General features: G+C 40.2%; 19 protein-coding genes. All 19 read left to right on the top strand.

Features of this window, described 5'->3' with window-relative positions:
- The first annotated feature begins 1 nt into the window (after position 1).
- Positions 2 to 808, top strand: a complete 807-nt coding sequence (fliH, locus tag H5161_RS14015; protein ID WP_121953967.1) for a flagellar assembly protein FliH — start codon at positions 2 to 4, stop codon at positions 806 to 808.
- Between the two features lie 18 nt (positions 809 to 826).
- Entirely contained in the window at positions 827 to 2,161 is a 1,335-nt protein-coding gene (gene fliI, locus H5161_RS14010; protein ID WP_002959338.1) for a flagellar protein export ATPase FliI, read from the top strand.
- Positions 2,161 to 2,607, top strand: a complete 447-nt coding sequence (gene fliJ, locus H5161_RS14005) for a flagellar export protein FliJ (RefSeq protein ID WP_182695475.1) — start codon at positions 2,161 to 2,163, stop codon at positions 2,605 to 2,607. Before fliI ends, fliJ begins: the two co-directional genes overlap by 1 nt.
- Positions 2,608 to 2,696: 89 nt before the next feature.
- Positions 2,697 to 4,766: a flagellar hook-length control protein FliK gene (locus H5161_RS14000; RefSeq protein WP_182769530.1), complete on the top strand. Its 2,070-nt coding sequence runs from the start codon at positions 2,697 to 2,699 to the stop codon at positions 4,764 to 4,766.
- A 57-nt stretch (positions 4,767 to 4,823) separates the two neighbouring features.
- Complete coding sequence (gene fliL / locus H5161_RS13995) at positions 4,824 to 5,354, top strand: flagellar basal body-associated protein FliL (RefSeq protein ID WP_002959335.1); 531 nt, start codon at positions 4,824 to 4,826, stop codon at positions 5,352 to 5,354.
- 9 nt (positions 5,355 to 5,363) lie between these two features.
- Positions 5,364 to 6,455 carry a flagellar motor switch protein FliM gene (gene fliM, locus H5161_RS13990; protein WP_182769529.1) on the top strand — a complete coding sequence of 364 codons (1,092 nt, stop codon included), beginning with the start codon at positions 5,364 to 5,366 and terminating at the stop codon, positions 6,453 to 6,455.
- Positions 6,456 to 6,475: 20 nt separating this feature from the next.
- Positions 6,476 to 6,874: a flagellar motor switch protein FliN gene (gene fliN / locus H5161_RS13985; RefSeq protein ID WP_002959332.1), complete on the top strand. Its 399-nt coding sequence runs from the start codon at positions 6,476 to 6,478 to the stop codon at positions 6,872 to 6,874.
- Complete coding sequence (gene fliO / locus H5161_RS13980) at positions 6,871 to 7,254, top strand: flagellar biosynthetic protein FliO (protein ID WP_002959331.1); 384 nt, start codon at positions 6,871 to 6,873, stop codon at positions 7,252 to 7,254. The genes fliN and fliO overlap by 4 nt, the downstream gene beginning before the upstream one ends.
- Before the next feature lie 4 nt (positions 7,255 to 7,258).
- Entirely contained in the window at positions 7,259 to 7,999 is a 741-nt protein-coding gene (gene fliP, locus H5161_RS13975; protein ID WP_002959327.1) for a flagellar type III secretion system pore protein FliP, read from the top strand.
- A 40-nt stretch (positions 8,000 to 8,039) separates the two neighbouring features.
- Entirely contained in the window at positions 8,040 to 8,309 is a 270-nt protein-coding gene (gene fliQ, locus H5161_RS13970) for a flagellar biosynthesis protein FliQ (RefSeq protein ID WP_002959325.1), read from the top strand.
- 2 nt (positions 8,310 to 8,311) lie between these two features.
- Complete coding sequence (gene fliR / locus H5161_RS13965; RefSeq protein ID WP_024596364.1) at positions 8,312 to 9,091, top strand: flagellar biosynthetic protein FliR; 780 nt, start codon at positions 8,312 to 8,314, stop codon at positions 9,089 to 9,091.
- A 9-nt stretch (positions 9,092 to 9,100) separates the two neighbouring features.
- Entirely contained in the window at positions 9,101 to 10,231 is a 1,131-nt protein-coding gene (gene flhB / locus H5161_RS13960) for a flagellar biosynthesis protein FlhB (protein ID WP_182695473.1), read from the top strand.
- 72 nt (positions 10,232 to 10,303) lie between these two features.
- A complete protein-coding gene (flhA, locus tag H5161_RS13955) occupies positions 10,304 to 12,415 on the top strand; it encodes a flagellar biosynthesis protein FlhA (RefSeq protein ID WP_182769528.1) in 2,112 nt (703 codons plus the stop codon).
- A 21-nt stretch (positions 12,416 to 12,436) separates the two neighbouring features.
- On the top strand, positions 12,437 to 13,918 hold the full coding sequence (flhF, locus tag H5161_RS13950; protein WP_182769527.1) for a flagellar biosynthesis protein FlhF: 1,482 nt from the start codon (positions 12,437 to 12,439) through the stop codon (positions 13,916 to 13,918).
- Complete coding sequence (locus tag H5161_RS13945; RefSeq protein WP_002959312.1) at positions 13,911 to 14,771, top strand: MinD/ParA family protein; 861 nt, start codon at positions 13,911 to 13,913, stop codon at positions 14,769 to 14,771. The genes flhF and H5161_RS13945 overlap by 8 nt, the downstream gene beginning before the upstream one ends.
- Positions 14,772 to 14,797: 26 nt before the next feature.
- Complete coding sequence (locus H5161_RS13940) at positions 14,798 to 15,508, top strand: RNA polymerase sigma factor FliA (RefSeq protein WP_002959310.1); 711 nt, start codon at positions 14,798 to 14,800, stop codon at positions 15,506 to 15,508.
- A 40-nt stretch (positions 15,509 to 15,548) separates the two neighbouring features.
- The gene (gene cheY / locus H5161_RS13935; RefSeq protein ID WP_008132609.1) at positions 15,549 to 15,932 is read left to right on the top strand and encodes a chemotaxis response regulator CheY; all 384 of its coding nucleotides are present in this window, start codon (positions 15,549 to 15,551) and stop codon (positions 15,930 to 15,932) included.
- Between the two features lie 17 nt (positions 15,933 to 15,949).
- Positions 15,950 to 16,723, top strand: coding sequence for a protein phosphatase CheZ (locus H5161_RS13930; RefSeq protein WP_024595388.1), 774 nt, complete (start codon positions 15,950 to 15,952; stop codon positions 16,721 to 16,723).
- Positions 16,724 to 16,738: 15 nt separating this feature from the next.
- Positions 16,739 to 18,955, top strand: coding sequence for a chemotaxis protein CheA (locus H5161_RS13925; RefSeq protein ID WP_182769526.1), 2,217 nt, complete (start codon positions 16,739 to 16,741; stop codon positions 18,953 to 18,955).
- Positions 18,956 to 19,008: the final 53 nt, after the last annotated feature.

Genomic DNA, 19,008 nt, shown 5'->3' with positions numbered 1-19,008 from the left:
CATGAGCAAACTCAAAGGACGCACACTTCGGGCTGATGAAGCAGATGAATTATTAAAAAACTGGGCTATTCCGGATGTAGCACCAGATGAGAGCAGCTTTGGGAATCGCTCTACAGCTTATGGCACACCGCTTAGTGAGTTGTACAAAAAAGAATTAGCCGAAGAAATGCCTATTGATGAGCCACAAGAACCAGAACTCCCTGCGCTTACCATGGTTGAGCTTGAACGCATTAGGCAAGACGCGTACGAAGAAGGCCTTAAACAAGGTCATGAGCAAGGCTACATAGACGGCTTTGAAAAAGGCGTTGGCGAGGGTAAAGAAGCAGGTTACAAAGAAGGCTTAGATCAAGGTAAAACACAAGGCCTTGAAGATGTAAAACCATTAATTGAAGAGCAGTTAACAAGTTTAAAAGCCATTTTAGAGGGGCTAACTGCACCGCTAGATAAAGTGGACGAACAAGCCGAGAAGCAATTAGTACAACTAGCTAGCATGTTGGCGGAAGCTGTTATTTATCAAGAAGTAAAAACATCGCCTGATGTGATTTTACATACGTTAAAGCAAAGTATTGATTCACTTAATGCGGAGCAAGAAAAAGTACGAATCCATTTAAACCCCGAAGACTTAGAACTCATAAAAGAGAGCTACGGCGAACAAACCATTATTGATAATAACTGGCAATTAATGGCAGAGCCCACTCTTGAGCGCGGTGGCTGTGAAGTTAAAACAGCGCAATCATCACTCGATATGACCCTTAAAACACGTGTCAAAGAAACGTTGGATAGTTTTTTGCATAATAGTGGTATCTAACTATTTTATTGGCGTGTTATGTCAACTCAACGTGCACCTTTAAGCGAACGCTTATCTCAATATCAACAACATATTAAAACCCCAGCGCCTGCTGTGGCAGGTATTTTAACGCGTGTTGTTGGCCTTACCCTTGAGGCTAGAGGTTTACGTGCTCCCGTTGGTAGCCAATGTAAAATAGAAACTATGAACGGCTTTGTAGACGCCGAAATAGTCGGTTTTAACGATCAAACTTTGTATTTAATGCCTAATGATCATATCTCTGGTGTACTTCCTGGTGCGCGTGTAATTCCTCAAGTTAATAACTTAGGTTTACCTGTAGGGATGAGTTTACTAGGGCGCGTGGTTGATGGCTTAGGGCGACCGCTAGATGGCCTTGGTAAAATTAATGCTGAGCATCATTTAAAGTTTGCACAAAATACTATAAACCCGCTTTCAAGAAGACCAATTACTAAGCCTATGGATGTAGGTGTACGTGCTATTAACTCGGTTATTACAGTAGGGCAAGGCCAGCGCATGGGCTTGTTTGCAGGCTCAGGTGTGGGTAAATCAGTACTTCTCGGTATGATGACCCGAGGTAGCGAAGCCGATGTAATTGTTGTCGGCTTGGTGGGGGAACGTGGTCGCGAAGTAAAAGAATTTATTGAAGAAATACTCGGTGTAGAGGGGCGAAAGCGTTCAGTTGTTGTCGCAGCGCCCGCTGATTCATCACCGCTTATGCGTTTAAAAGGCTGTGAGAGCGCTGTAACTATTGCAGAGTATTTTAGAGATCAGGGTTTAAACGTATTATTGTTACTCGATTCGGTAACGCGTTATGCAATGGCGCAACGTGAAATTGCACTTGCTGTAGGTGAGCCGCCTGCTACAAAGGGTTATCCGCCTTCGGTGTTTGCTAAATTACCTGCGCTGGTGGAACGTGCTGGTAATGGCGGTGAAGGGCAAGGTTCAATTACCGCCTTTTTTACGGTGTTGAGTGAAGGCGATGATATGCAAGACCCTATTGCTGATGCAGCGCGAGCTATTTTAGATGGCCACATTGTATTATCGCGTGATTTAGCCGACAGCGGGCACTATCCCGCTATAGATATAGAAAAATCGATTTCGCGTGTTATGCCTCAAGTCGTTTCTGAACCACACATGCAACAAGCCCGTGTACTTAAGCAAGTTTATTCAATGTATCAACAAAACAAAGATATGATTACTTTAGGTGCTTATCAAAAAGGGACCGATCAAATGCTCGACCAAGCCATAAATATGATGCCAAGAGTAAATGCATTTTTACAACAAGGTATGCGAGATGTCATTAGTTACGATGATGGTCTGCAGGGTCTTGCTCAGTTACTAGGACAAGCATAATGGCTAAAAATAAACTCGATTTATTGCTCAAAATTGAAAATGATAAAGAAGAAAATTTGCGCATGAGCTACTTACAAGCCAATCAAAATTTGCAAGCAAATCAACAAAAGCTGCAAGGTTTAAATAACTTTAGACTTGAATATTCTCAACAGTTACACCTAAAAGGTAAGTCGGGTTTATCTAGTGCAGGGTTTGGTCAGTACCATGCTTTTATAGCTAAAATTGAAGAGGCAATTCGCCAACAAGCAAGTACAGTAAATACCGCTAAGCAAGTTGTTACTCAACGTAAAACGCTATGGCTTAAGCAGCAAATTAAAGCTAAAGCAGTTGCCAAATTAATCGAGAATCAAAAACTTAAAGCAAATGCATTAATGGCTAGAAACGAGCAAAAAATGTTAGATGAGTTTTCAGCTAATCAGTTTTTTCAACGTCGGAAAGCTTTGTAATTCAGGCACGTTAATTGCTTTGTTACTTAGTGGTATTTAACTTTTGGCGGTATGCGGTGGCATATTGCCGTAATGGTATTAGGTGATTTATGGCGATGAATAACATTTCGTTTTTAGTTTCTTCTGAAAAAGATTCACTGTTAGCTTTTAAAGACAATAGCTTAGCTAATGGCGAAGGAAATTTAGGCGAGGAATTTTTAAGCCAGCTAAACGAAGCGCATAACTCTATGGGGCCTTTGCTTAAGGGCAATAAAAATCCTGATGCCGAAAACTCGATTGCCATAACTAAGCATAAACAGCCAGAAGAAAATGAAAATCTGAGCGTAAAGCTAGATGAAATAACAACAGACGAAGTTACTTTTGTATCTGTTGAGATGCTTGATCAAATTAATTCAGCACAAGCAATGAGCACCTCGATTAATAAGCCGTTCGATGCAACTAAAAGTATAGAATCAGAAAATGCAGAGTTAGAAGCTACACAAGCAGAGAATACAGACATAGAAAACACAGAAATAGAGAATTCAGAATTACAAAGCACACGAGTAATTGCATCCACTAATACAAGTGATGAAGTATCGCCTGAAGAAGCGAATACAGCCAGTGTAGTGCAAAATCTAATTGCCACTAATGTAGACTCTAAAACGGCTAAATTAACTGATTCAAAAAGTGATAGCTTAAGCTCAGCATCTTTGAATTCATTACCATTAAATGAAGGCAAGCATCGTAAAAGTGATGTTGCCAAAGCTATTGAAAGCCCATTAAATTCTATAAATAAAAAGCCCGATGACAGTCCTGGCTCTACATTAGAAAAACCTGAATTTGCATCAATGGGTTCTAAAGAGCAGCTAGGACAAAATAAGTCTGCTGATAAAAATAATATAGTTTTGCCAACACCCGCCGACAAAGCGGGTGTTACTCAGTCTCCTTTAGCCACAACTGAAGGTGATAATAATGCAGCAATAGATACGTTAATGACTAAAGATGCGAGCTTAATTAAAGCTAATAGCGTTATTGCTAGTTTAACGCCTGAGCAGCGCTCACAACTTAACGCGCAAGTTAAGGTATTAGAAAATACTGATTCAACAAGTAACACTTCAAATATTAAGCAAATGCTTGCACAATTTATTACTGATAACGAAAAAGCACAAAGCACGGTAACAAAACACTCTTTTAGCGCAGAGATAAATTCACTTAATACAACTGAAAAACAAAGTTTATTAACGCAATTAAACGCATATATTAAAACAGAGCAGCCTAAAGGCGAGCAGTTGTCAGTGCTTAAGCAAACAGTTAATGAGTTAAAAGCTTCTATTGAAATTGGGCTTGCTGATACCGCTAAATCAGACTCAAAAACGTTTGTGGCCTCAGAGACTCCTAATACAGTATATGAACCACAAAAGTTAAGCTTAAAGGCATCTACAAACGAAGGCGCGGATATTAATAAAGCTGTAGCAACCTCAGCTAAGCGTGATGATTTATTAAAATCACTTGAAGAGTTACAAAAAGATGGGCTTAGAAAAACAACGGCAGAACAAACGCCTGCACGTGTAGCACAAGTATTTACGCAAATTACAGCCGCTTTAAATACTCAGCAAACGAGCACATTAAGCCAATACGACTCATTAAGTTACGAGCAGAGCTTACTTGATACCCAAATAATTCAAACTCAACAATTACAAAGTACATCACAAGTTAAGCAAGTAAGTATTGATCCAGGTGTAATGCAGGCAATTAATATTGTTAAAAGTGATGCAGCTAAATTACTGCAAGAGCGCGTTAGCTCAATGTTGAGCATTAATAATAAAGAAGCAGAAATTCGCCTCGATCCTCCAGAAATGGGCAGCATGCAAATACGTATTCGTAGCGATGCAGAACAAGCACATATAAACTTTGTTGTACAAAACCAGCAAGCCAAAGAAGCACTTGAGCAATCAATGCCGCGCTTACGTGAAATGTTAGCGCAACAAGGGCTAGAGCTTGGTGAAAGCACTATTTCTTATGGGCAATCAGGTGGTGAAACAGCTGAGCAAAGTGAGAGTGGAGCCCAAGGTAATTTGGCTAATAATAAGTCAGTTAATGATGAAAACGACGAGCAAGCAAATAACACTGCACAAAGTTCTCGACAACAAACTTCATCATCAATAGATTACTATGCCTAAGTACTGCTATTATAATAGTTAAAACAAGCAAGTACCTTTGCGATTAAAGGAATCATGATGGCTGAAGAAGCAAGTTTAGAAATCGAAGAAACCGGTAAAAGTAAAAAGAAACTAATAATAATCATAGTAGCTGTACTACTTATTGCAGGTGGTGCTGCGGGTTACTTTTTTATGTCAGGTTCGGATGCGCCAGTTGAAACCTTAGATGAAGAGACTGCGATGTCGACTGATGCTGCTCCTGCAGCTTCTGGTTCATCAGCAGAAGTTGGTAGTGCTTTATATGTTGCTATGCCACGCCCATTTGTATTTAACGTGCCTGGCTCAAGTCGCGATAGAATTGTACAAATTAAAGTACAATTATTAGTACGTGGCGAAGTAAATGAAGAAACAGCCAAAAAACATATTCCACTAATAGAAGGGACGCTATTGAGTGTGTTTTCTACTACAACAGCTGATGAATTAAGTACGAGCTCTGGTAAAGAAACACTTCGTTTTTCTGCACTTGAAAAGGTACAAAAAGCCTTGATGGATGTTGAAGGCAGCAAAGTAATTGAGCGGGTATTGTTTACCGGCTTTGTGATGCAATAAGGGGTTAGCGTGAGCGATTTATTATCCCAAGACGAAATTGATGCGCTATTACACGGCGTTGATGACGTTGAAGAGGAAGATATACACGAAGGTGAAGATGGCGGGGGAAGTACGCTTCAGTACGATTTTTCTTCGCAAGATCGGATCGTGCGTGGTCGTATGCCGACACTGGAAATTGTTAATGAACGCTTTGCTCGTCATATGCGAATTAGCCTATTTAACATGATGCGCCGCACCGCAGAGGTGTCTATTAACGGCGTGCAAATGATTAAATTTGGTGAGTATATCCATACTCTGTTTGTTCCAACCAGCTTAAATATGGTGCGTTTTAGACCGCTGAAAGGTACCGGCCTTATTACCATGGAAGCACGACTTGTGTTTATTTTGGTAGATAACTTTTTTGGTGGTGACGGGCGTTATCATGCAAAAATTGAAGGCCGAGAATTTACGCCTACAGAACGTCGTATTGTGCAAATGCTCCTTAAGATCATTTTTGAAGATTATAAAGAAGCATGGGCACCGGTTATGGATGTATCGTTTGAATATCTCGACTCTGAAGTAAACCCAGCTATGGCTAATATTGTAAGCCCAACCGAGGTTGTGGTTATTAGTTCTTTTCATATTGAACTCGATGGTGGCGGTGGCGATTTTCATATTGCACTTCCGTATTCGATGCTTGAGCCAATCCGAGAGCTTTTAGATGCGGGTGTTCAATCTGATACAGAGGATACCGACTTACGTTGGAGCAAAGCACTTCGCGATGAAATAATGGATGTTGAGGTTGATATGTCGACTCAGTTACTTGAAGTTGATTTGACCTTAAAGCAAATTATGGAATTAAAAGCAGGTGATATTATTCCGGTTGAAATGCCTGAGCATATAACCGTATTTATTGAGGAACTCCCTACATTTAGAGCCAAGATGGGTCGCTCTCGCGATAATGTTGCGCTTCAAATTAGTGAAAAAATTAAACGACCTGATTCAGTTAAATCTGAGCTGCATGTATTTACCAAAGGCGGCAAGAAAATTGACTCAGATGCAGAATTAGCAGAACTAGAAGATGATTTACACCTCTCTGACGGTGTAGACTTAGACTGGTAATTGATTAAAAGGTTAAAAGTATGAGCGATGATCAAGACACAATGGATGAATGGGCAGCAGCATTAGCAGAAGCCGAAGGTCCAGATGATAGTGGCGAAGCACATGTTGCAGAGCTTGATGAGTTAAGTGATTCAAAACACGAAATGAGTGGTGATGAAAAACGAAAACTCGACACTATTTTAGATATTCCCGTTACTATCTCAATGGAAGTAGGGCGCTCTAAAATCAATATTCGTAACCTACTGCAACTTAATCAAGGCTCTGTTGTTGAGCTTGACCGTGTTGCGGGTGAGCCGCTAGACGTACTAGTTAATGGTACTTTAATCGCTCATGGTGAAGTAGTTGTAGTAAACGACAAATTTGGTATTCGCTTAACTGACGTGATAAGCCAAGTAGAGCGGATCAAAAAATTACGATGAGCTTATTAGTTGCTTTAACGACTACCGTTTTTTCAAAAGCAGATGTGGCAACACCCACTGGGGATATACTCTCTATGGTGCTGTCGCTTGTAATGGTGCTAGTACTGATTATTGTACTGGCATTTTTTGTTAAAAAGCTTAACCCTAATTTAGCAAATAGTGATGAGTTTAAAGTAGTTAGAAGTCTACCTTTAGGTTCTCGCGAGCGTTTAATGGTTGTTGAGATAGATAATGCTCAGCATTTACTTGGTGTAACTCCCCACAGTATTAATTATTTACACAAGTTAGAAACCCCATTAAGTGAAAAAGAACTGCCTGAACTCGCTAAACGATTTGGTAAACTTTTAAACCCGCAATCAAACCAAAATAAAAAGAATTAAACCTATGACAAAGTGGCTGCTTATTATTTTTGCCATGGTGTTTGTACCAAATGTTAGTGCAGAAGGAATTGATGCCCTTACCATTACAACAAACGCTGATGGCACACAAGATTACTCAGTAACGTTACAAGTTTTAGCAATTATGACGGCGCTGAGTTTTATACCGGCCGCCATAATTATGATGACCTCTTTTACACGAATTATTGTTGTACTCGCCATTTTGCGCCAAGCAATTGGCTTACAGCAAACACCGTCAAACCAAGTGTTATTAGGTATGTCACTTTTTTTAAGTATTTTTATAATGGCGCCTATTTATCAGCAGGTAAATGAGCGAGCTATAGAGCCTTACTTAAATGAGCAGGTTACATCAGTAGAGGCTTTAGAGCTTGCTAAAGAGCCAATGAAAGCATTTATGCTTTCACAGGTGCGTTTAAAAGATTTAGAAACGTTCGCTAAAATTGCTGGTTACGATCAGCTAAATTCGCCACAAGATACGCCATTAATAGTGTTAATACCGGCCTTTGTAACCAGCGAACTGCAAACGGCATTTATAATTGGGTTTATGTTTTTTATCCCATTTTTAATTGTTGATTTAGTGGTCGCTTCGGTATTAATGGCGATGGGTATGATGATGCTTTCCCCCATGATAGTGTCCTTACCGTTTAAAATTATGCTGTTTGTACTTGTTGATGGTTGGAGCTTAGTGATGGGGACTCTAGCTAAAAGCTTTGGTTTAGGGACTTAGTATGCAAAGCATTAACATGACCCAACAATAGGAGTACAACATGGAACCGGAAATTTTTGTTGATATTCTAAGTGACGCGCTGTTTTTAGTTATTAAATTGGTGTCTGCAATCGTTGTCCCAGGCCTAATTATTGGTTTAGTGGTTGCTGTGTTTCAGGCGGCAACATCAATCAATGAACAAACGTTGAGCTTTTTACCTCGTTTATTAATTACCATTAGTGCGCTAATTGTAGGTGGGCACTGGCTTACTCAAGAACTGATGGATTTTTTTACTCGCCTAGTATTACTTATTCCTGAAATTGCAGGTTAAACGTGGAATACCCCTTTGCTGTCGTTATTCAATGGTTGAGCGATTTTTTACTGCCCCTGGTACGCATTAGCTCAATGATTATGATTATGGCTGGTTTAGGTGCTAAAAATGTCCCTACGCGTATAAAAATGGGGTTATCAGTTGTTGTAACTTTTCTTGTCGTTCCTGTTCTGCCGCCCGCTACATTCACTAATTTATTTTCGTTTGAGATGATTTTAGTCGTTATTCAACAAATGCTGATTGGTGTTGCTATTGGTTTTGCATCTATACTTTTATTAAATACCTTTGTTTTAGCAGGGCAAATACTTGCGATGCAAACCGGTTTAGGTTTTGCTTCGGTTATTGACCCCTCTAATGGCGCAAGCGTCCCAGCGGTTGGCCAGTTTTTCCTTATTTTGGCCACCTTGTTATTTTTTGCTTTTAACGGTCATTTAATGATGATTCAAATGGTGGTGCATAGCTTTCAAGTGCTACCTATTGATGGCACATGGTGGTCTGTAGATCATTACTGGGACATAGTGACTTGGGGCGGCTGGATGTTTACTACAGCACTGGTACTCTCACTTGCACCGCTTACCGCAATGCTCGTTATTAATATGTCGTTTGGGATTATGACGCGTGCAGCGCCGCAATTAAATATTTTCTCTATTGGTTTTCCGTTTACCTTGGTAGCGGGACTTATTATTATTTGGGCGACACTAGGTAACTTTGTTACTCAGTTTGAGTTTCAATGGTTAAAAATGGTTGAGCTAATGTGTACTTTAGTTGGTTGCTCACCTTAGGAGAAAGTCATGTCTGAAGACTCAGGACAAGAAAAAACAGAAGAACCCACATCCAAAAAGCTTGAAGAATCTAAAAAGAAAGGCCAAATAGCACGCTCAAAAGAGTTAGGTACCATGTTTGTACTTATTTTTTCGGCTATATCGCTTTTGATGTATGGTCCTGAAATTGGTAAAGGTTTATACAATGTAATGGGCCGAACCCTTAGCTTAAACCGCAACGAAGCCTTTGATACCACTAAAATGTTTGCCGTGTGGGGAGAGGTTGCAGACGCGTTAATGTTTCCTATGGCTATGTTTGTGTTAATTATCGTTTTGGCTGCATTTATTGGTAATACGTTACTCGGTGGTTTTAATTTTAGCTGGGAAGCTGCTGCACCTAAAGCAAGTAAAATGTCGCCAATGAAGGGCTTTAAGCGGATGTTTGGTCCGCAAGCGGTCATTGAGCTTGTAAAGTCACTCTTAAAATTTGGTTTGGTTGCAAGTTTTGCTGTGTTTTTAATTAATACTTATTTTGATGAAATACTGCATTTAAGTTTAGAAAGTGCACCGGGTAATATTATTCATGCCTTAGAGATTTTAGGGTGGATGTTTTTAGGCCTTTCGTGCACTTTAATTGTTATTGCCGCCATTGATGCGCCATTTCAAAGTTACAACCATAACAAACAACTTAAAATGACAATGCAAGAAATTAAAGATGAGTATAAAAACTCTGAAGGTGACCCACAAATAAAAGCGCGCATTAGGCAAACACAAAGGCAAATGTCGCAAAACCGCATGATGCAAGATGTTCCTGACGCTGATGTTATTGTTACGAACCCAACTCACTACTCTGTAGCATTAAAATACGACACGGAGCGCGCAGGTGCGCCTATAGTGCTTGCTAAAGGCATTGATGAAATGGCGATGCAAATTCGAAAAGTAGCAATAGGGAATGAAGTACCTATATTAGAATCCCCCATGTTGACCCGAGCGCTTTATCATACGGCTGAAGTAGGAGAGCAAATACCCGATCAGCTATTTACCGCAGTAGCGCAAGTTTTAGCGTATGTATTTCAGCTTAAGCGCTTTAATAAAGGGCGCGGTAAACGTCCAACTAAGCTCAATAAAAAGCTGCCAATCCCCGATGCCTACAAGTATTAAACCGTTAACTGAGTAACTTGGAATAGTTATTGCAAGTTCTACGTAATGTCAATTTTTTGAAATTGTAGAATTATGAGTTTTAAAGCGGTATTACAACAACTTAACAGAGACAAAAAAGACTATGCCAAAGGGGTAGGTACACCTTTGCTTGTGCTTGCTGCCTTGGGAATGGTGATTTTACCACTACCGCCATTTTTACTCGATATCCTTTTCTCGTTTAATATTGCTCTCGCGTTAGTGGTTTTACTTGTAACTGTTTACACGATGAAGCCAGTTGAATTTGGTATTTTCCCCTCTGTATTACTAATCGCTACAATTATGCGCTTAGCACTTAACGTTGCCAGTACTCGAGTTGTGTTACTTGAAGGCCATAATGGTGGTGACTCTGCCGGTAAAGTAATTGAAGCGTTTGGCTCAGTTGTTATTGGTGGTAACTACGCTGTTGGTTTGGTTGTGTTTTTAATCCTGATCATTATTAACTTTGTAGTAATTACTAAAGGTGCTGGTCGTATTTCTGAGGTATCTGCGCGTTTCACCCTTGATGCAATGCCGGGTAAACAAATGGCAATTGACGCCGATTTGAACGCAGGCTTTATCAGCGCAGAACAAGCGCGTGACCGCCGCGAGGAAGTAACTCGCGAAGCTGATTTTTACGGCTCAATGGATGGTGCGAGTAAATTTGTAAAAGGTGATGCGATTGCAGGTATTGTTATACTAATCATCAATATTGTTGGTGGTTTATTTGTCGGTATGATCCAGCACAATTTGAGTTTTGGCAATGCAATGGAAGTATATACATTACTTACCATTGGCGATGGCTTAGTTGCTCAACTCCCTTCTTTACTGCTTTCAATTGGTACCGCGATTGTTGTAACACGCCAAAATGAGTCGCTCAATATGGGGGACCAATTTAAGAAACAACTAGGCAACGAAAAGTCACTCTTTATTGCATCTGGTATTTTGATCATCATGGGCTTAGTGCCTGGTATGCCGCATATTGCTTTTTTAAGTTTAGGTGCGTTACTGGGTTACTTAGCTTACTACACACAGCAAAGTAAATTAAAAGCTGCTGCGGCAGAAGCTGAAGAGGCCGCTAATGGCGGAAGCGTTGCAACGGGTGTTGCTAATAAACAAGAACAAAAAGAACTAGGCTGGGATGACGTTCAGCAGGTTGATGTAATTGGCTTAGAAGTCGGTTATAGATTAATTCCGTTAGTGGACCAATCACAAGGTGGTGAGCTACTTAATCGTATTAAGGGGGTGCGTAAAAAGCTTTCTCAAGAGCTTGGTTTTTTAGTGCCGCCGGTACATATACGCGACAACTTAGAGCTTGACCCTAACGCTTACAGAATAACACTAATGGGGGTTTCAACCGGTGAAAGCGAGCTTAAGCATGGCGACGAGCTAGCGATTAACCCAGGACAAGTATTTGGTCCAATTAAAGGGGTTGAAACAAAAGATCCTGCGTTTGGCCTTGATGCAGTATGGATCAAGCCAGATCAAAAAGATGAAGCACAATCACTAGGTTATACCGTTGTAGATTCAGCCACGGTAGTTGCCACTCATATTAGCCAGTTATTAACTAACAGTGCAGCGTTATTACTAGGGCATGAAGAAGTTCAAAACCTACTTGATATGCTTGCTAAAAGCCATCCTCGCTTAGTGGAAGGACTAGTACCTGATGTATTGCCATTAACTGCTATTGTAAAAGTACTACAAAATTTATTAAATGAAGGCGTGGCTATTCGCGATATGCGCTCAATTGTTCAAACCCTTGTTGAGTATGGCCCACGTAGTCAAGACCCTGATGTATTAACGGCTGCAGTGCGTATTTCACTGCGTAGATTAATTGTTCAAGATGCGGTGGGAATGTCATCAGAAATCCCTGTCATAACCTTGGCGCCTGAGTTGGAACAGATGTTGCATCAGTCATTACAAAATGCAGGCGATGAAGGTGCCGGTATTGAGCCAGGACTTGCAGAGCGACTTCAAGTGTCATTGACACAAGCGCATCAAAATCAAGAAATGTCCGGCGAACCTTCTATATTGCTAACGTCAGGAATGTTACGCACTGTGTTATCTCGTTTTGTTAAGTACACCATTCCAGGATTGAGAGTGATGTCTTATCAAGAGGTACCAGACGAAAGACAGATCAAAATTGTAAGCTCGGTAGGCCAACAATAAGATTTTAACAGGGGTTGAATCATGAAAATTAAACGTTTTTTTGCTAAAGATATGCGCACAGCACTTAAAGAAGTTAAAGATGAGTTAGGTGTTGATGCGGTTATTATGTCAAATAAAAAACTGGCTAACGGTGTAGAAATTGTAGCGGCAGTTGATTATGACAAAGCAGCCCCTAAAGTAGCAGCGCAACCACAACGCCCTGCAGAGCCGCGTACTCAGGCGCCACAACAAAGCATGCATAACTTTGTAAAACCAGAGCCACAGCGTGCCAAGCCTGAGCCTCAAGCAAAAGTTGCTGACAGCCTACAAGCATTATTAGAGCGTCAATCACCGCGTCCTCGTTCTCCTGAGCTTGCATCGATGTTTTCACAATCGGGTATTGATACTACTGTTAACTATCAAGAACCTGATATGGGGCAGCGTACTAAAAATATGTTTGCTCCTGAAGCTGCTGCGCCAGTTCGTCCACAAACTCAAGCGGATAGCTTAGGTTTTGATGATTTAGACCGCGACTTTGATGATTTAGATAGCCCAGTAACCACTCGCCAACAAGCACCTAATAATGAAAGCGAAGAAATGACAACAATGCGTGAAGAAATGAACGCAATTCGTCAATTACTTGAGCACCAAGTATCAGGCTTGATGCAGCAAGATATGGCGCGTCGCGATCCAACACGCGCTTGTATGGTTGACCGTTTAGTCGGTATGGGTATCGATAAAGAAGTAGCACAGCAAATGGCATGTTTTGTACCTGATGATGTGTCTCGTAAGCAAGGTTGGAAAGCATTGTTAACTATGGTCGAAGATCAAATGCAAACAACCAATAATGAAATACTTCGCCAAGGTGGTGTATATGCGTTAGTGGGTCCAACAGGTGTGGGTAAAACAACGACTGTTGCTAAGCTTGCAGCTCTAGGCGCACAAAAATATGGTGCCGATAAAGTGGCGTTAATAACCACTGATACATACAGAATTGGTGCTTATGAACAACTTGCAACATATGGTCGTATTATTGGTTGTGGTGTTAAGCAAGTTAAAGATGCTAATGAATTAGCTGAAGTTTTATATCATTTACGAAATAAACGTCTAGTATTAATTGACACAGCAGGTATGAGCCAGCGAGATTTACGTTTAACTGAGCAATTAAACACATTAATGCGTAACCAACGTGTAGATATTCGCAGCTACTTAGTACTTAGCGCGACAGCACAGATTAATGTATTGCAAGAAACTGTACGCCACTTTAAAAAAGTACAGTTAAGTGGCTGTATTTTCACTAAGTTAGACGAATCATTAAGTTTGGGCGAGATTATTAGTATTGCGATTCAAAATCGCCTTCCAATAGGGTATCTTACTAATGGTCAACGAGTACCAGAGGATATTCGTGTTGCAAATGCTGAGAAACTAGTTAAAAAGGCTGAGCAATTATATTTAAAAAGAACAAAAGCACAACATTCAAGGCACCAAGCAGTGGCGTCAAGCACAGTAGGGATGTATGATTAACACAGTATTAGATCAAGCAAGCGGCCTGCGCAAAATGAGTCAAAACAATAACAACGGCGTAAAAGTTATCGCTGTAACCGGTGGTAAAGGTGGAGTAGGGAAAACAAATGTTTCTCTAAATACAGCTATTGCACTTGGGCAGCAAGGTAATCGAGTATTAGTGCTGGATGCTGACTTGGGTTTAGCAAACTGTGATGTGATGCTTGGTTTACGTGTAGAGCGTAACTTGTCACATGTCTTGTCTGGTGAATGTGAGCTTGATGAAATTTTAGTTGAAGGCCCTGCAGGAATTAAAATTGTACCCGCTACATCGGGTTCGCAAAGTATGGTTGAATTATCACCATCTGAGCATGCTGGGCTAATTCGTGCGTTTAGCGAATTGAATACCGAATTTGATATTTTAATTGTAGATACAGCTGCTGGTATTTCAGACATGGTACTGAGCTTCTCGCGTGCAGCGCAAGATGTAATGGTTGTTGTATGCGATGAGCCGACATCAATCACCGACGCTTACGCACTTATTAAAGTATTAAGTCGTGAGCACGGCGTTTATAAATTTAAAATTGTTGCCAATATGGTGCGCAGTATGCGTGAAGGCACTGAATTGTTTGCAAAGCTATCTAAAGTTACCGACCGCTTTTTAGATGTATCAATGGAGCTAGTAGCAACGGTTCCTTATGATGAAAATATGCGCAAAGCAACACGTCGTCAAAAAGTAATAGTAGAGCTCTTTCCAAATTCGCCAGCCGCTCTTGCGTTTAAAACGCTGGCAACAAAAGCAGTTAAATGGCCAATACCCAACCAACCATCTGGGCATTTAGAGTTTTTCATTGAGAAACTAGTAAACGGTTAATTATGACAACACTGGTGAATAGAGCTATGGGATATCAATCAACACAAAATTTAAATGTGATTGTTGAGAAGCATGCATCACTTGTTAAAAAAGTGGCATGTCATCTAATTGCTCGATTACCACCTAGCGTTCAACTTGATGATTTAATTCAATCAGGAATGATAGGTTTAATAGAAGCTTCGAAAAACTTTGATGCAACAAAAGGCGCAAGCTTTGAAACTTTTGCAGGTATTCGTATTCGCGGTGCTATGCTTGATGAAATGCGCCGTGGTGATTGGGCTCCTCGTTCAGTTCACCGTAAAAACAGGCAAGTTGCAGAAGCAATTACTGAGCTCGAAAGTAGTCTGAACCGCGAACCAACGGACATAGAAGTTGCTGAAAAACTTGAAATTTCGCTCAATGAGTACCATCATATTTTAAATGATGCGAATACGAGTAAAATATTAGGCATTGAAGACCTTGGTGTAGATGAGGATGTTATTACTCCTGTAGGCCAAGATTTAGCACAAGATAAACCTTTTAATAATGTTAAAAATGATAGGTTTAATGAGTCTTTGCTAAGTGCAATTAAGTCATTACCAGAGCGTGATGCAATGGTGCTTTCTTTGTACTACAACGATGAAATGAATTTAAAAGAAATAGGACATATACTCGATGTAAGTGAATCGCGTGTAAGTCAGATACATGGTCAGGCGATGATTAAGCTTAAAGCTAAAATCAATGACTGGATAAATTAGTAGTAAGTAAACAAAGGTTAATACCTCACTGGGGGATGTTTTGGATAAAAACATGAAAATTCTTGTAGTTGATGATTTTTCAACGATGAGACGCATTATAAAAAACCTGTTACGTGACTTAGGTTTCACTAACGTTCAAGAAGCTGATGATGGGTCTACAGCTTTGCCTATGTTGCAAAATCAAGTGTTTGATTTTGTAGTTACGGATTGGAATATGCCTGGAATGCAGGGTATTGATCTTTTAAGAGCAATACGTGCAGACGATAAGTTAAAACATATCCCTGTATTAATGGTAACGGCAGAGGCTAAAAAAGAACAAATAATAGCTGCAGCGCAAGCTGGTGTTAATGGTTATATTGTTAAGCCATTTACGGCTGGAACATTAAAAACTAAATTAGAAAAAGTATTTGAACGCTTAGGCTAATGATGGGGGAGAGGCTTATGCCAGCACCAGCTGCGCCTCAAATAACGTTAGAACAAGCTCGTCAGCTCGTTGTTTTTTTAGAAAATGATGAGCAAGACAAAGCAAATCAGTTGATTTTAGAGGCTGCATCTAAAGAGCAGTCTGAATTATTTGCTGAAGTTGGAAAGTTGACTCGTCAACTGCACGAAGCCCTTAAAAGTTTTGAGCTTGATACTCGCTTAACTGATATAACGACAGATGCGATTCCAGATGCTAAAAAGCGGCTTAATTATGTTATAGAAATGACAGAAAATGCGGCTAATAAAACAATGGATGCAGTGGAAGCGAGTCTTCCTATAGCCCAACAGTTAGCGGACGAAATATCTCATATCAAACCGACATGGGATCGTTTAATGAGCCGCGAGATTGAGCTTGGTGAGTTTAAGCAACTTTGCCATAGCATCGATAAGTTTATGAACAACTCTCATCATAAGACTGATGAGCTTCAAAACTTAATGACAAATGTACTAATGGCTCAAGACTATCAAGACTTAACAGGTCAAGTTATTCGCCGTGTTATCGAACTTGTTAGGGAAGTAGAAGAAAGTTTACTTCATCTTTTAACTGCGTTTGCTGAACAAGACGACACTAACAGCACCGCGAATAAAGTAGAACAACAAAAAATAAAAGAACCAGTTGCCACACAAACTTTAGCAGGTCCTGAAGGCCCTATTATTGATAAAGAATCGCGTAATGATGTTGTATCTGATCAAGATGAAGTTGATGATCTTTTATCAAGTTTGGGCTTCTAAGAGGAGAGTAACTGCATGTTTGAAGTCGATGAAGATATTTTACAAGACTTTCTTGTAGAGGCTGGAGAAATCCTAGAGCTTTTATCTGAACAGTTAGTTGAGCTGGAAAATAATCCAGAAGATACCGAGTTACTAAACGCTATATTTAGAGGTTTTCACACTGTAAAAGGTGGTGCAGGCTTTTTAGCTATGACAGAACTTGTTGATGCTTGTCACGGTGCTGAAAACGTATTTGATTTACTACGTCAAGGCGTGCGAACAGTCAACTCAGAGTTAATGGATGTTATTTTACAAGCACTAGACACCATTAATGAGATGTTTGCGACTATCCAAAACAGAGACAAGCCTGAACCTGCAGATCCTGAATTACTTCATACTCTTCATATCTTAGGTCTACCTCCAACAGAAGCCGAAGCCACTGAAGCCTCTTCACAAACAGAGGTTGAACAACCTCATAATGAAGTGGTGGATACACCGGTAGCTGATGATGAAGATCCGTTTGCATTTGATGAACTATTTAGCGGAGCGCCTTCGGTTAGCGATGCTGAAATAGATGAAATCACTGAAGACGAATTTGAAAGCTTACTTGATGAGCTGCACGGTAAAGGACAAGGTCCTGCAGTTGAAAAACCAGTAGCAAGTAGTAGTGATTTTAGTGGTGATATTACTGATGATGAATTTGACAGCTTATTAGACGAGTTACATGGTGTTGGCAGTTTTGGTGAAGTTACGAGCAAACCTGAACAAAATGATGCCAATAAAACACCTGTAGAATCTGCTATACCAGCTGTAAATACAGTTAATTCATCAGATGATGAAATTAGTGATGACGAATTTGAAGCGCTTCTTGATGAACTTCATGGTAAAGGCACTGCTCCTAAATCGATAGAAAGTGCGCCAGCTGCAAAACAACCTGAACCTGTTTCACCGCCAGCTAAACAAGTGAGTGAACCAGTAAAAAAAGCTGAGCCAGCTAAAGCTCCTACTCCAAAACCAGTTGAAAAAGCGCCAGAGAAGCCAGTAGCTAAAGTACCACCAGCAGCTCCAAAAAAATCAGCGCCACCAGCAGCAGAGACCACTGTTCGCGTAGATACAAAACGACTCGATCAAATTATGAATATGGTTGGTGAGTTAGTTCTTGTACGAAATCGTTTGGTTAGTTTAGCGACTAACTCAGACAGTGAAGCGATGGGTAAAGCAATCTCTAACTTAGATGTAGTGACTGCGGATATTCAAGGTGCGGTTATGCAAACGCGAATGCAACCAATTAAGAAAGTATTTGGTCGCTTCCCTCGCGTTGTACGCGACTTAGCACGTAGCTTAAATAAAGATATTGATTTAAAGCTAATTGGTGAAGAAACCGATCTAGATAAAAACTTAGTTGAAGCACTTGCCGATCCGCTTGTGCATTTAGTTAGAAACTCAGTTGACCATGGTATTGAAATGCCCGCTGTTCGTGAAGCTGCAGGTAAGTCTAGAACAGGTAATGTTACTTTATCAGCATCTCAAGAGGGCGACCATATTTTGCTAACCATCAAAGATGATGGTGCAGGTATGGATGCTGAAAAACTGAAAAAAATTGCAATTAGTAAAGGCGTACTCGATCATGACCAAGCGAGTCGACTTTCTGACACCGAAGCATATAACCTGATTTTTGCACCTGGCTTTTCTACAAAAGAAGAAATATCTGATATTTCAGGCCGTGGTGTAGGGATGGACGTAGTTAAAACTAAGATCACGCAACTTAATGGCTCCGTAAGCATTCAGTCTGAACTTGGTGTCGGTACTATTTTAGAAATAAAAGTACCACTTACCTTGGCTATATTACCGACATTAATGGTCATTGTTGGCGCACAAACATTTGCGTTACCACTGGCTGGTGTTAGTGAGATATTCAATTTAGATTTAACGAAGACGAATGTAGTTGATGGGCAATTAACAATTATTGTGCGTAAAAAGGCGATACCGTTATTTTACCTTGAGCATTGGTTAGTAAAAGGCTCAGATCGTTCTCAGCGAAAATCTAAAGGTCACGTCGTTATTGTACAAATTGGTACGCAACAAATAGGCTTTGTTGTTGATTCATTAATTGGCCAAGAAGAAGTAGTGATTAAGCCGCTTGATGCGTTACTTCAAGGAACGCCAGGTATGGCAGGGGCTACAATAACTTCGGATGGTGGCATTGCACTGATTTTAGACGTTCCAAACATGTTAAAACATTACGCAGGCTAATAATAAAGTAGGTATATATTTAATATATACCTACGCATAAATTTAATAAGAGA

This window comes from Pseudoalteromonas sp. SG43-5 (assembly GCF_014164345.1).
Taxonomy (GTDB): domain Bacteria; phylum Pseudomonadota; class Gammaproteobacteria; order Enterobacterales; family Alteromonadaceae; genus Pseudoalteromonas; species Pseudoalteromonas distincta.
This window is presented reverse-complemented; position numbering and strand designations above follow the sequence as displayed.